Origin of the sequence: uncultured Eudoraea sp., from assembly GCF_947260015.1 — a bacterium.
Lineage (GTDB): Bacteria > Bacteroidota > Bacteroidia > Flavobacteriales > Flavobacteriaceae > Eudoraea.
This window is the reverse complement of the sequence record NZ_CAMYOM010000022.1, coordinates 15,795-29,537: the sequence shown is the minus strand read 5'-3', so window position 1 is coordinate 29,537 and position 13,743 is coordinate 15,795. Positions and strand designations below refer to the sequence as shown.

The following is a 13,743-nucleotide window of genomic DNA, read 5'->3' as shown; positions in this document are numbered from 1 at the left end:
ATGGCTGCGTTTTACCAATTCCATAAGGTGCCATCTTCTAACCGATTTATAGGAAGGTACGATCGCTTGTAGGGGTATTTCTTTGCTGCTTCCTCGTCGAAATCAACGCCCCATCCGGGTTTGTCATCCATATACAACAACCCTTCTTTTAATTCAACTTTGTAATGGAACACTTCGTTCAGCTCAGGAGTGCCGAAACCGATAAATTCCTGGACACCGAAATTAGGGGCCCAAAGATTAAAATGCATATGTGCCATTAAGCAAACGGGCGAAAGGTCTGGTGCTCCGTGTGGTGCCATTCGCACATGATATAAAGATGCAAAGTCTGCCAATTTTTTTAGCGGTGTTAATCCTCCGCCATGTGTGACCGCAGTTCGCACATAATCTATCCATTGGTTTTGTATCATCTCTTTGGCATCCCAAAGGGTGTTGAATTTTTCTCCTGCAGCCAAAGGTGTATTGGTATGTTCTCTAATGATTTTATAGCCTTCGGCATTTTCAGTGGTCACTGGATCCTCTATAAAAAGTAACTTATAAGGTTCCAATAGTTTGCCCAATCGTGATGCCTCGATAGGGGTCAATCTGCTATGCACATCGTGGCATAGCTCTATTTCATAGCCAAATTTCTCTCTTGCCTGTTTAAAGAGTTCAGGAATAAAATTCATGTATTTGGTGGTCGACCACTTTTGTTCTGGCGGTAAAGGTCGATTCCCCTGTAATTCATAATAGTTTTTTTTGCCCTCCATGGTACCGTACGTACCCTTCGTATTGGGAATGGTACACTGTAAGCGCACAGCTTTGTATCCTTTTTTTATCATAGTACCCAGGTTTTTCAGAACTTCTTCTATGGTTTCCCCATTGGCATGACCGTATACCCTAACTCCTTTTCTACTTTTTCCACCGAGTAGTTGGTAGACCGGCATATGGGCAAGCTTTCCCTTGATATCCCAAAGCGCCATATCTATGGCACCAATAGCAGCAATACTCACAGCACCATTTTGCCAATAGGCTCCTTTGTATAGGTAATGCCAAATATCCTCGATTTGATGGGCATCCTTTCCTATAAGACAGGGAACGATATGTTGCTCTAAATAAGCTACTACAGCCATTTCCCTACCGTTAAGAGTGGCATCTCCCAGCCCGTAAGTATCATTTTCTGTTATAATCTTAACGGTAACAAAATTGCGCCCCGGTCTGCAAACAAAAACTTTTATATCCTTTATTCTCATCCTAGTATCTTTTGGAATTCCAATTTGGTTTTAATGAAGAATTTTGCCAAAGTAATCCATAGAAATTATTCTTTTCCTGGCAATGTACCAGAACTTACAGAAGCGTCTTTAAACCAAATCTCTGCATAACTTCCATTGGCATATTGTTTTGCTATATCACCATCAAAAGTTTCTGACTTAGTACTTTTCCCGTTAGCCTGATTATAAGCACCTTGTTTAAAATACTGAATTTCACCAGCATAGGCATTTTCACGTTCAATTCCGTCTCGTCCTTTTGACGCGTATACGGTCAAAACTTGTTGTGGAATGTCAGACTTTTTCGCAAAATCTGATTTCAGTAAGCTTTTTGTGAATGTTTTAGTCTCATGTCCATTACTAGTAAAAGTGAGGTACATAATACCGTTATAAACATTTACTTCGTAGGTGAACTCTTCACCTAAGGCAATACCATCTTCTGGTTCATCTGGATATGTCGTTGGATTTGTCCCAACAACTGAAAAATCATATCCCCAAACTGCTGTTGAAAAATCCCATCTTCCAGAATTATCACCTTTTGTATTGATTTCATAATTCCAAAAAACTGAGCCTTTTGTATGACCTGGAAATTTTTTATAAAAGATTTTTAAAGGTTCGTTTTCGTGTCCTTCATCACTATGAATTTGCCCAACCACTACTGAATAAGAAGAGGGAACTCTTGCATCACCTGTGGTTGAAACGTGCTGTACTTTTAATGTACCTGTTAATTTACCCCCTGTTTCGGGAACCCAATGTGCTTTTTGCCCTAATTCTGTTCTTGTGTTACTTGATGTGCGTGAGGTAATACCAGAATTAGGTGTTTTATAAACTACCCAATCTGTTTTTCCATCATTTGCAACATAAAAGAAATCTTTCTTCTCATAATTCACTAATTCCTCAGAGCGAGTACCATCACCTAAAAGAATTTTCCATTCATCCATAAAGGGAATTACATCGCTCGGATAAATTGTGGCCTTAGAGTCTTCATTTTTAGATTTTTTGGCTTTATCAAAGCAACTGTTTATGAATAATACAAGGCCAATCATTAAAAGAGATTGCACTAATGATTTAAGAGTTTTATTGCCCATCATATTAGATTTTTGATTAATTCTTTTTGAAATGGAACGTGGGGTATATTGTTCATTAAAAAACTACCTTCTTATTTCACCGGAAGTGTCCCCTTCCATTAAACCTAATACGTTTTCCAAAGACACTAAATTTACATCCCCGGGAACCGTATGTTTTAAGGCACAGGCAGCCGATGCGAAATCCAAAGCCTTTTCATCATCATAATGTAATAGACCATAGATGAGGCCAGCGGCAAAGGCATCTCCAGTACCCACACGGTCTATAATGTGGGTAATGTTCAGCATTTCGCTTTTAATATACGCTTCCCCGTTCCACATTTTACCTTGTATTTGGTTGTGTGAAGCACTTATGAGCCTTCTGGTTTTCTTGACCACTTTCTTGACATTGGGAAAAAGATTTATCAACTGTTTGGCTAAAAACTGAAAATTATCTTCAGGTTGTCCCAAGCCGAACGTTTCGCGAATTCCCCGGCTGCTGGTAATCACAACATCGCAATTTTGCACTAAATCGGAGATAACTTCCTGCATGGTTTTGCCATATTTCCACATGTTGCTGCGCGAATTAATGTCTCCTGAAACAGTTATTCCCAATTTGTTCGCTGTTTTAATGGCATCTAAGCAACATTGGTAGGCACCTTCCGAAATGGCCGGGGTAATCCCTGTCCAATGGAACCAATCGGCGTCTTTGAGCACAACTTCCCAATTTACCATTGAAGGTTCAATTAAGGAGAAAGATGAGCCTTCTCTTTCGTAAACCACCTCACTTGGTCTATGCACTGCACCTTTTTCAAGAAAATACTTACCCATCATGTCATCGCCATAAATAACGTGTTCGGTGCTTAGCCAATGTTTACGTAAAAATTGTGTGGCCGCTTTGCCAAGGGCATTATCAGGAAAACGGGTCACATGGGCGGCTTTCATGCCCAAATAAGCGCATGAAATGGCCACATTCGCCTCACCACCTCCATAAACAAGTTCGAATGAAGAAGCCTGTGAAAATTTCTCATAGCCCGGTGGGGACAATCGCATCATTACTTCACCAAAGGTTATTACTTTTTTAGCCATAATTTCTAGTACATCAATTTAAGGGGAAGATTTTCCTCAACTATAAACTCCCCTGAGTTTTTTATTTCGTTATTCGAATAGGTATTATTTTTTGCTCCCCATAGGCGGGCAATCAACTTTACTCTGTTGTCCATAAATTGGTTTCCGGAAATATCCACATTAACGATACCGTAAGTGTTGATTAAAATTCCATTTTCCTCTTTAGCACCGCATTTTGTAAACATGCTATTGGCAACCACCAGATTGCCCCCCACTGTAGACTCATCATATCCACCTCTGTAGTAATCTATAACATTAGCTTTAACGCCATTAAAATTGCAGTTATTTATGGTTAAATATTCCGCGTTATAATCTCCTTTATCGTTGGTTTCTTCAGATAATTCCAAACCATTTTCACAGTTCAAAAATGATGTGTTGTCAAAAGTGATACGTTCTGCAAACGATTCTTTGTACACTTTCAACGCATATTTAAAATCAGCGATATCACAATCGGAAACTGACAGCCCAAAATGTGTAAACATGTTTTCTTTTAAACTAGCGAATGCGTATTGTGATTTTGTTCCTTTTAAGGAAACATTATTAATGGTTAGAAATCCTTTTGGGTGTAATTCAAAAGCTGGCGTGTCTTCACTTCCTGTAAATATAATTTCAGCTTTTTCACCCTGTGATTGAATTGTAATATTTTTATTAATCGCCAGAGGTTGGTTAAGAGTATATATTCCCGGACTTAATGTAATAATATCTCCATTTTCAGCTTCCCCAATTTTTGCTTCCAGGTCATCTGTTTTATTTGTTGCAACGAAAGTTTTAGATTCTTTAGCCTCCACTTCACCAGGATACCAGGATGTTCCATATTTAGATTTATCTAAAATCATTGGGTCCTTAGCTTTAATGTCTACAACAGCTCCAATATTATTGTTTTCTCTTGAGTTTCCAAAAAGGTCATTTGAAATGGTTTCGAATCCAAAACCTTCATAAGGCTCAACTTCAAAACTGCTTGAAGGCATTAATATATTTTCACCATATTCACTCATCTCAAAACTTTTTGCTTCTAATCCTTCAAAAGCTTTAAACGCTACATTTTGATTATTGATGACATTGCTTTTAAACGTTACGCCATCGGCTTTGTCATGTTCGATAATCGGTGAGGGATCACCTTTTTCATTATAAATAACATTGTTTGCTACAAGCATACGTAATGGTCTTGCAGATCTGATTTCAGATAAAGGCAACACATCTTTTTGGCTAATGTTGGATCCAACACCAAACTGCCAGGGTGAGTCACAATTAACAAACGTATTATAAGCTACAACAACATCTGTTACCTGGTTGTACCTATTTAATGGTGATTTTGGAATTCCGTTCATTACCGCTAATGGACTTCTGAAATTTTTCCCTTTGATATTAAAAAAATAATTATTTGTAACCCAATGTCCTGTATTGATGATTCTGATACCTCCAATATTTTGATTTACACCATCACCAATAAAATAATTGCCATCTATAGTGCAATAATTTCCATGTCTGGTCACTAAAGAACCTTCACTTTTATAGAACACGTTATTTCTAAACTCGTTAAAATTGGTTTTGCTTGAAATAATTTCTACCTCACCATTGCATTCCTCAAACAAATTATTGGCAACCATTGTATAGCTTGGAGTCATTGAGGTATAACTATTACCTATTTGAATAGTCTCACCACTTGGTCCTCCTTTTGGTGGTCTTGGCCCAAAATGATTATTTACTATTTGATGATAGTTATTTATATTTTCATTCCCGCTTAGATCAACTCTAACTGTTGGGCCTCTATTAGTTTTGCCGGCAATATAACAATTACTTAAGGCATTATGCCTTCCCCAAAACTGAACCCAACGATCTGAATTGTCACGTTTTAGTTTATTAAAATCTTCAATCACGCAATTAGTAACAATACAATGGTTTCCTATTTTTGTCTTATCAACTTTAAATTCAATTACTGCATCAGAAGGCGAATGACCATTCCTAAAATGTAGCCCTTCAACTATTAAATAGTTTCCTCCAAATTTTAAATCTGAAACACCCTCCAAAAAAACTTTTCCCGGAGTTTCTGCTTTTATTGATATTGGTTTGTCTTCAGTACCTTCTCCTATAAATTTAATTTGAACGTCTTTCCAAATGCCATTAGCCAACACAATGTCATCGCCAGGCTGCGCATTTTTTATCGCTTCTCCTAATTCTTCAGGATTGCTTACTATTTTGGTATTCTGATTGGTCTTATTTTCACAAGCGTTGAAAATAAATAACAAACACAGTACAGTTAATATTCTCTTCATAATTAATAAATTTTTGAAGGCACAACTTACATCTAAGATTGGTTTACCAGTTTGGTTTACCAAATATATGTATATTTGTTGAATTGCCAATAGTTTTACTAATATCCTGTCAATTCGGAAAAATCAAAATGGTAAAAACGCATTATAGCATAATAAACCTAAATTTACTGAACTTTTTTCTGTCTTTCTTGTTCTTAATGGTCCAATGCTCCAGTGCCCAGGATTTTTATAAAATTGAGTTAAAAGATACTTACCCATGGTGTATAGTCGCATATGATTCTTTGGAGCGTTCCCCAAAAGAAAGAATCGCATTGATAAAAGAAATAGGATTTAACAAGTACGCATATGATTGGCGGGATAGGCACCTTGAGGATACATCTTTAGAACTTCAACTTGCCATGGATAACGATATCGAAATTTTATCTGTCTGGATTTGGTTAAATGCCAAGAGGGACGGTATTGAGCAGCTAAGCCATGCAAACGAAAGATTGTTCAAAATTATAGAACAATTAAACCTTAAAACTACATTTTGGGTAAGTCTTAGTGAAAATTTCTTCAAGGACCTCAACCACCAACAATCGCTATCAAAGGCTGTTAAAATAATTGATGTTATAGCCATGAGAGCGGCCGAACTTGATTGCAAGGTTGCTTTATATAACCATAGCGGATGGTTCGGAAATCCATATTACCAATTAGAGGTAATCAAAGCCCTGCCACAGCATGAATTGGGTATGGTCTATAATTTTCATCACGCGCATGGCAGTATTGAAGATATTCCTCAGATAGCGAATGCCGTCATACCTTATCTAAAAGCTGTGAATCTTAATGGTATGGAAAAGAATGGAAACAAAATCTTAGCCATTGGTAAGGGAGATTATGAAAAAGAGATGATTAAGATATTTATAAAATCAGGATTTAGGGGACCTTGGGGAATATTGGGACATGTTGAAAACTCAGATGTAAAAAAGGTTTTATTTCAGAATATTGATGGACTAAGATCCTTGCAAGACCAATGATCATGTATTAATAGTTAAAAGTAAAGCATCGACTGAAATGAAAAAATCGACACTAAGAACAAGACGAAATTTTATTAAGCAATCGACTATTGCCGGTTCGGCTCTTATTTTCCCAATAAATAGCATGCCTAATGGTTTATTTGGATCTAAAAACTCAGTAGACAATGGTTTAAAAGTACATTTGTTTTCAAAACACTTACAATTCCTTAATTATACTGATATGTCTGAAGCCGCTGCTGAAATGGGTTTTGATGGTCTAGACCTTACGGTAAGACCAAAAGGTCATGTATTGCCAGAAAGGGTAACAGTTGATTTACCCAAAGCAGTGGCCGCAATGAAATCATACGGCCTAAATCCGAAGATGATTACTACGAACGTTCTTGATTCCGAAAACCAAGAGGACAAAATCGTATTGGAAACGGCAAGTAAGTTAGGTTTTACACATTACCGCACAGGTTGGTTGACCTATCCTGAGGATAGGACCATAAGTGAAAGTCAGGCAATATATAAGGAAAAGTTCAAAAACTTAGAAGTACTCAACAAAAAATTAGGACTAATCGGATGCTATCAAAATCACGCTGGTAATCATGTAGGTGCGCCGATTTGGGATTTGCCACCAATACTGTCGACTACCGATAACGAAAATTTGGGTTGCCAATATGATATCAGACATGCTGTGGTAGAAGGTGGGAGTAGTTGGGAGCTTGGGTTAAGGATAATTAAACCGTTTATCAAAACTATCGTTATTAAAGACTTTAAATGGGGCAAGGTAGATGGAAAGTGGAAACCTGTCAATACCCCTCTAGGGGAAGGCATGGTGGATTTTGAACGCTACTTCTCTTTGCTTAAGAAAAATCAGATTAACGTTCCCGTTTCGCTTCATTTAGAATACGATTTGGGTGGGGCCGAACATGGAAGCACGAAGTTGTCAATGGACAAAAAAGAAGTATTTAAGCAAATGAAAAAGGATCTCCATTATTTAAGAGAAGTTTGGAAAAGAGCATCCTAGAGTCAATTTTTTATCATTGACCAAGTGTCATTTATGAAAAACAATTATAAAAATGAATTCATGTCAAAATTAACTATATCAACCAGAGAAAAACTAAAGAAAGTGAGTACGGCGACTATTGCCACCTGCCTGTTTAAAAAAGGTTTAAAGAATCAGTTTATACAAGGCGTAAAACCACTCCAGCCGGGTAAGGCAACCATGGTTGGGGAAGCCTATACTCTTAGATACATTCCGGCCAGAGAAGACTTGAACCCTATTGAGGTGTTTAAAGATCCTAAACATCCGCAACGTGTGGCAGTTGAGGAGTGCCCGGAGGGTGCTGTACTAATTATTGACAGTAGAAAGAATCCAAGAGCGGCCTCTGCCGGATCTATTTTGGCTACTCGTTTAATGGTAAGAGGGGCCGCAGGAATCGTAACTGATGGCGGATTCAGGGACTCCGCTGAAATCGCTTCCTTGCCCCTACCATCTTATCATAATATGCCTTCTGCACCAACAAACCTGACATTGCACCAGGCAATTGACATAAATATACCTATAGGTTGTGGAGATGTTGCTGTTTTTCCCGGGGATGTCGTTGTTGGCGATGATGACGGCGTCATAATTATTCCTTTTAATCTTGCAGATGAAGTAGCAGATGAGTGCCTTAAAATGACTCTGTATGAAGAATTTGTTATGGAAAAAGTATTGGAAGGGCAGGAAATAATTGGTCTCTATCCGCTTACCAATGAACGATCCAAAAAAGAATTTGAGATCTGGTTAAAAGACAAGAAATAAGTTTTCAAGGCCTGCTTTACAGACCACTCATGGAAATTGATTTACAGCCAATCACGGAGGTAACCGGAATTTAGATTTAAACTCACAATTTCTCCGGTAAAGAATTTTAGTCGAAGTCTGAAATCTATTTTGCTTTAAATTTACCTTAGAATGTAGCTTTATTTTTAAAGGCACAATTTATGGTATGAAAGTGTTGATTGCAAAGATGAGCAGGACTTACAACAATCCATTGCCACTTATCTGAAAAGTGAAACTATCGATGTTTCTAACTTCCAACGTCTCCTAGTTTGACCAAAAAATTGCTTTTTAATTCGTAAATTCGTCGGTATTTGAAACAATACAAAATGAAACCATTCAACTTCAAAAATCTTGCTCTAAGAGTGTGCCTTATTGCCTCCATGTCATTTATGGTTGAGGCCCACGCTCAAGCTGCAGAAAATGCCAATTTCGAAGCGGGTATCGCAGCTTATCAGGCCAACGACCTGCCTCTCGCCTACAAAGAGTTTCTCACTGCTGCTAAGGACGGCCACGCCGACTCTCAATTCAATGTGGCTTTGATGTATGAGCAAGGCATAGGGATTGCCAAAAATGAGAAGGAAGCGGTTGTTTGGTATGATAAATCGGCTTCTCAGGGGAATCCTGCAGCGCAGTTTAATCTTGGGGTACTGTATGAAAATGGTCGGGGCACTGCAATTGATTTTGCAAAAGCTAATGAGTGGTATCGCAAGGCATCCGTGCAGGGAGATCCACTGGCTATTGGTAATTTAGGCATGCTGTATGTGCGGGCTCAGGGTGTGAAAGAAAATAAGGTCGCAGGCGTTGCGCTGCTTCTGGTTTCGGCTACAATGGATCCCTCACCACAAAACCATGCTAAACAAAATATTTCGGCTACTCGCGGCTTATCGACTGAGATGATCGGCGAAGCCCAGGCCCTCGCTGAAGAATTAAGTACTGCAAAAAACCTGCTGGTACCGTTGGACAAGTATTTGACAAAATAAGAGAATAGTACCGAGAAGAAATAGCAACAAGATCCCTTAAACTGAAGTATTTGAAATATTCCCCTGGCTATTCAGGATACTCTACTCTAAGATGATAGATATTAGTCAATTTTTGCTTAAGTACCTTCTTTATCATTTGAATCTCTTTAAATGTAATATTGGCATTTAAAAATTGATTCCCATTCATTTGTCCGCTTATGATCTTCTCCACAAATTGGTCTATAATCTGATATGTAGGGTTATTTAAACTTTTAGAGGCTGCCTCTACTGAATCTGCCATCATTAAAATCGCAGTCTCTTTAGAAAATGGGATGGGGCCCGGGTACCTGAAATCTGATTCCTTGAATGGTTGATCCAATTCCTCTTGTTTTTTATAGAAGTAATAGACAAAGCTGGTTCCATGATGCGTTCTAATAAAATCTATTACCCGGTCCGGTAAATTGTACTTTCGGGCAAGTTCTATTCCTTCAATTACATGATTGATGATTATTCTGGCGCTTTCCTTAGGATCCAGATCATCGTGCGGGTTAATACTGGTTACCTGGTTTTCCGTAAAATAGGTGGGATTGTTCATTTTACCAATATCGTGGTATAAGGCCCCTACCCTAACGAGCATGGCATTTGCGCCAATTTCATTTGCCGAAGCTTCGGCAAGATTCGCAACCTGCAGAGAATGATGAAAGGTCCCCGGCGCCTTATTTGAGAGCTCCTTCAGTAATTTAGAATTCGTATCGGACAATTCCAGCAAAGAAACATCTGAGACCATGCCAAACATTTTTTCATAGATATAGATAAGTGGTTGTGCAAAAAGAGTCAACATACCATTTAAAACGAAAAAGCCAAATGTATACCAGTTCACATTGTCCAGGTTGCCCTCATGAATAATATGAAAAGCAAAATAACCAATAATGTATATAAGGGTTATTTGCCCAACAGAAATAAACAAATTTGCCCGTTTATAGAGTTCAGATACCGTTAGAATGGTGACGATCCCGGCAATGATCTGTAGAAATATATATTCAAAGCTGTTGGGAACAACAAAACCTAAAATAAGTACGGTTAGTACATGTACAAAAAGTCCCAGGCGGGCATCAAAAAAGGTTTTCAGAATTAAGGGCATTATACACAGCGGTACTACAAAAACATAAGCCTCATTGTATTTTACCACGAGGGTGGTTATAAATACCATGAGTAAAATATTAAAGAAAATAAAGGTCACTTTTACGTTATTCCTAAAAACTTCAGGCCTGTATTTTTTGAGAAACAAAAACAGCATCATAAGCACGAGTGCAACTAGTATAGTATACCCGAAGAGGATAAAATAGTAGTTGTTTTCAGTCCATAGTTCCGATTCATATTCCGCTTTTAAGGACTCCAGTATTTTCAAATTCTCAGCCTCTACTACCTCTCCCCTTGCAATAATAAGTTTACCTTCATCTACATTACCCCTTGTTAGAGAGATTTCAGAAATAGCTTCCTCCAGCTCCCTTCTGGTAAGTTCTTCGTCATAAGAAACATTGGGCTGTAATACATCGAAAAAAAGTGTTTTGAAGTCAGAGTCATAACTTCCAAGCCTCTTGTCTATTAGCATCCTGGAAATTGAGTCATCCAAAGTTCCCATTCTGTAAAGGACATCAGATTGCAGGAGCCTTGCTTCGTTATCTTTTAAAAGGTACAGGCTGTTTTTGGTAATATGGTCATCAACATTTTGTACAATTCCGTAAGTATATACTTTATCAAGAAACTCTTTCCCCACTTCTTCTAAAATACGCCTTGATCTGTTACTAAATTTTTCAGCACTAAAAACAAGCGGAAATTTATCTGCAAAAACCTGGTAGGCTTCCGTAGCCACTATTAAGTCATAACTATAATATTCTACCTGATCACTTTCAATCGCATTTCTTTCTTCGGTAATTTCCTCGGCTGTTTTCTTAATGGAAAAGTCGAAGGGGGCGTAAAGGTTTTCATACTGCCATGGTTTTCCTTTTTGAAATTCATATTTGAACTTACCTCCTCTGGGAAAGAAAAATACAATACAGGCTATGGTTATAACATAGAGAATGTATTTGTAGATAAGTGATTGGTTTTTATAAACGCCGTCTAAGGTTTTGCCCATTGCAGAAAGTATCTTCTTCAAAAATAGAAAATAATAGCATCATCGCTTGCCTTTTAGAGACTAAACACAATGCATTGCACTTTAATTTATTAATTTCGCGTAATTAATAGATTTTTCATATGAAAGAGGTTGTTATCGTATCTGTAGCCAGAACACCTATTGGAAGTTTTATGGGTTCTTTATCTACTATTCCGGCTCCAAAGTTAGGGGCTATAGCCATAAAAGGTGCCCTGGATAAAATAAATCTGAGCCCTAATGAGGTTGATGAAGTACTCATGGGTAATGTTGTACAGGCGGGAACCGGACAGGCTCCAGCAAGACAGGCCGCTATATTTGCCGGCATCCCTGACACTGTTCCTTGTACTACTATAAATAAAGTCTGTGCATCGGGAATGAAAGCCGTAATGCAGGCAGCACAATCTATTGCGCTGGGAGACACCTCTGTGGTTATTGCCGGAGGGATGGAGAATATGAGCCTGATTCCACATTATGTTCATATGAGAACGGGTCAGAAATTTGGGCCCTCAACACTGGTAGATGGCATGCAAAAAGATGGTTTGGTTGACGTTTATGACCAGAATGCCATGGGAGTGTGTGCAGATGCCTGTGCAGTTGAACACGATTTCAGCAGGGAGGATCAGGATAACTTTGCTATACAATCCTATAAACGATCTGCCGAGGCCTGGAAATCGGGAAAATTTACAGATGAAGTTGTTCCGGTTGAAGTACCTCAGCGAAGGGGTGAACCAATTATCGTTAGCGAAGATGAAGAATATAAGAATGTAAAATTAGATAAGATACCAGCATTACGTCCTGCCTTCACTAAAGATGGCTCGGTTACCGCTGCTAATGCATCAACTATTAACGATGGCGCTGCAGCCATGGTATTAATGAGTGCTGAAAAGGCCAAAGAAATGGGTTTAAAGCCCATAGCGACTATAAAAAGTTATGCAGATGCAGCTCAGGAACCAAAGTGGTTTACGACTGCACCGGCCAAAGCACTTCCGATAGCTATTGCCAAAGCGGGAATTTCCTTAGACGATGTTGATTATTTTGAGTTTAATGAGGCATTTGCGGTTGTAGGTCTGGCTAATATGAAGCTATTAAAACTTGATGACGGCAAAGTAAATGTGAATGGTGGCGCAGTCTCCCTTGGACATCCCTTAGGATGCTCCGGGGCCCGGATAATTATTACCTTATTAAGTGTTTTAAAACAAAATGATGGCAAAATAGGAGCTGCGGCTATCTGCAATGGTGGTGGTGGTGCTTCGGCTATTATTTTGGAAAGAAATTAATTTTCGCTGCAACAGTAGCCTATGCATCACGGTATTTGTCACCTTAATATTGTATCAATTAGAATTCTTGCAGAAGATTCCAGTGAAATGGTGACCCAACTGCTTTATGGTGATCATTTTAAAATTCTGGAAAAAAGAAAGTTTTGGAGTAAAATTCGCGATGCCTATGATGGCACTGAAGGATGGATTCGCAACAATCAATTTGTTACTATTGAAAAATCCGATTACCAATCCCTGAAAAATTCAGGTGAAAATAAATTTTCATCAGATCTGTTATCTTATGTTAATGATGAGAAGAAGGCAATGATTCCTATAGTGCTTGGCTCCTCTGTTAAGAGTGTATATTTACTTTCACATCAATTTGACGGGGCCTCAATAAATGGCAAGAAGGGAAAATCCAATTTGATTGTTACTGCACTTTACTATTTAAATGCACCCTATTTATGGGGAGGAAAATCGCCTTTTGGAATAGATGCTTCGGGCTTTACACAAATGGTATACAAGATAAATGGCTATACATTATTAAGGCGCGAAGAAGAACAAGCTACTCAGGGTGAAGCCCTTAGTTTTATTGAAGAAAGTGAACCTGGAGACCTTGCTTTTTTTGATAATAATGAAGGTAATATAAATCATGTAGGTATTATTATGAAGGATAATTTTATCATCCATGTACATGGTAAAGTAAGAATTGACAGATTGGACCACACTGGTATCTTCAATACAGAACAGAGAAAATATACCCATAAATTAAGGGTTATAAAAAAGATTTTATAAAAAACCCTGACAAATTGATTGCCAGGGTTTTTTATTGGAAATATAAACT

At 38.2% G+C, this 13,743-nt stretch carries 11 protein-coding genes; 6 read left to right on the top strand and 5 right to left on the bottom strand.

Annotated elements, in window-relative coordinates; translation table 11 throughout:
- Positions 1–11: 11 nt before the first annotated feature.
- From manD to Q0X66_RS10445, 4 genes are all read right to left on the bottom strand, one after another.
- Complete coding sequence (gene manD / locus Q0X66_RS10460; RefSeq protein WP_297692904.1) at positions 12–1,229, bottom strand: D-mannonate dehydratase ManD; 1,218 nt, start codon at positions 1,227–1,229, stop codon at positions 12–14.
- A 65-nt stretch (positions 1,230–1,294) separates the two neighbouring features.
- Positions 1,295–2,332 (bottom strand): polysaccharide lyase family 7 protein, encoded by a 1,038-nt coding sequence (locus tag Q0X66_RS10455; RefSeq protein ID WP_297706078.1) that lies wholly within the window; start codon positions 2,330–2,332, stop codon positions 1,295–1,297.
- A gap of 63 nt (positions 2,333–2,395) precedes the next feature.
- The gene (locus Q0X66_RS10450) at positions 2,396–3,397 is read right to left on the bottom strand and encodes a sugar kinase (protein ID WP_297692908.1); all 1,002 of its coding nucleotides are present in this window, start codon (positions 3,395–3,397) and stop codon (positions 2,396–2,398) included.
- A 5-nt stretch (positions 3,398–3,402) separates the two neighbouring features.
- Positions 3,403–5,709, bottom strand: coding sequence for a chondroitinase-B domain-containing protein (locus Q0X66_RS10445; RefSeq protein WP_297706076.1), 2,307 nt, complete (start codon positions 5,707–5,709; stop codon positions 3,403–3,405).
- Between the two features lie 197 nt (positions 5,710–5,906).
- Between Q0X66_RS10445 and Q0X66_RS10440 the strand changes: the two genes are divergently transcribed.
- The 4 genes from Q0X66_RS10440 (at position 5,907) to Q0X66_RS10425 (ending at position 9,509) form a co-directional block, all read left to right on the top strand.
- Positions 5,907–6,725, top strand: a complete 819-nt coding sequence (locus tag Q0X66_RS10440; RefSeq protein WP_297706074.1) for a hypothetical protein — start codon at positions 5,907–5,909, stop codon at positions 6,723–6,725.
- A gap of 37 nt (positions 6,726–6,762) precedes the next feature.
- The gene (locus Q0X66_RS10435; protein WP_297692914.1) at positions 6,763–7,734 is read left to right on the top strand and encodes a TIM barrel protein; all 972 of its coding nucleotides are present in this window, start codon (positions 6,763–6,765) and stop codon (positions 7,732–7,734) included.
- 60 nt (positions 7,735–7,794) lie between these two features.
- Positions 7,795–8,511: a ribonuclease activity regulator RraA gene (locus tag Q0X66_RS10430; RefSeq protein WP_297692915.1), complete on the top strand. Its 717-nt coding sequence runs from the start codon at positions 7,795–7,797 to the stop codon at positions 8,509–8,511.
- A gap of 344 nt (positions 8,512–8,855) precedes the next feature.
- Entirely contained in the window at positions 8,856–9,509 is a 654-nt protein-coding gene (locus Q0X66_RS10425; RefSeq protein WP_297706072.1) for a tetratricopeptide repeat protein, read from the top strand.
- Between the two features lie 67 nt (positions 9,510–9,576).
- Here the strand turns inward: Q0X66_RS10425 and Q0X66_RS10420 are convergent, their stop codons facing one another.
- Positions 9,577–11,625 carry an HDIG domain-containing metalloprotein gene (locus tag Q0X66_RS10420; RefSeq protein ID WP_297706098.1) on the bottom strand — a complete coding sequence of 683 codons (2,049 nt, stop codon included), beginning with the start codon at positions 11,623–11,625 and terminating at the stop codon, positions 9,577–9,579.
- A 119-nt stretch (positions 11,626–11,744) separates the two neighbouring features.
- Here Q0X66_RS10420 and Q0X66_RS10415 point away from each other — a divergent pair, with 119 nt between their 5' ends.
- The gene (locus Q0X66_RS10415; RefSeq protein WP_297706070.1) at positions 11,745–12,920 is read left to right on the top strand and encodes an acetyl-CoA C-acyltransferase; all 1,176 of its coding nucleotides are present in this window, start codon (positions 11,745–11,747) and stop codon (positions 12,918–12,920) included.
- 21 nt (positions 12,921–12,941) lie between these two features.
- Positions 12,942–13,694, top strand: a complete 753-nt coding sequence (locus Q0X66_RS10410) for a C40 family peptidase (RefSeq protein WP_297706067.1) — start codon at positions 12,942–12,944, stop codon at positions 13,692–13,694.
- Positions 13,695–13,743: the final 49 nt, after the last annotated feature.

Bases quoted from the DNA above. Each gene is read 5' to 3' on its own strand.
- Q0X66_RS10455 (WP_297706078.1), bottom strand. From the start codon at position 2,332: ATGGGCAATAAAACTCTTAAATCATTAGTGCAATCTCTTTTAATGATT.
- Q0X66_RS10410 (WP_297706067.1), top strand. From the start codon at position 12,942: ATGCATCACGGTATTTGTCACCTTAATATTGTATCAATTAGAATTCTT.
- Q0X66_RS10445 (WP_297706076.1), bottom strand. From the start codon at position 5,709: ATGAAGAGAATATTAACTGTACTGTGTTTGTTATTTATTTTCAACGCT.
- manD (WP_297692904.1), bottom strand. From the start codon at position 1,229: ATGAGAATAAAGGATATAAAAGTTTTTGTTTGCAGACCGGGGCGCAAT.
- Q0X66_RS10435 (WP_297692914.1), top strand. From the start codon at position 6,763: ATGAAAAAATCGACACTAAGAACAAGACGAAATTTTATTAAGCAATCG.
- Q0X66_RS10440 (WP_297706074.1), top strand. From the start codon at position 5,907: ATGGTCCAATGCTCCAGTGCCCAGGATTTTTATAAAATTGAGTTAAAA.
- Q0X66_RS10420 (WP_297706098.1), bottom strand. From the start codon at position 11,625: ATGGGCAAAACCTTAGACGGCGTTTATAAAAACCAATCACTTATCTAC.
- Q0X66_RS10430 (WP_297692915.1), top strand. From the start codon at position 7,795: ATGTCAAAATTAACTATATCAACCAGAGAAAAACTAAAGAAAGTGAGT.
- Q0X66_RS10415 (WP_297706070.1), top strand. From the start codon at position 11,745: ATGAAAGAGGTTGTTATCGTATCTGTAGCCAGAACACCTATTGGAAGT.
- Q0X66_RS10425 (WP_297706072.1), top strand. From the start codon at position 8,856: ATGAAACCATTCAACTTCAAAAATCTTGCTCTAAGAGTGTGCCTTATT.
- Q0X66_RS10450 (WP_297692908.1), bottom strand. From the start codon at position 3,397: ATGGCTAAAAAAGTAATAACCTTTGGTGAAGTAATGATGCGATTGTCC.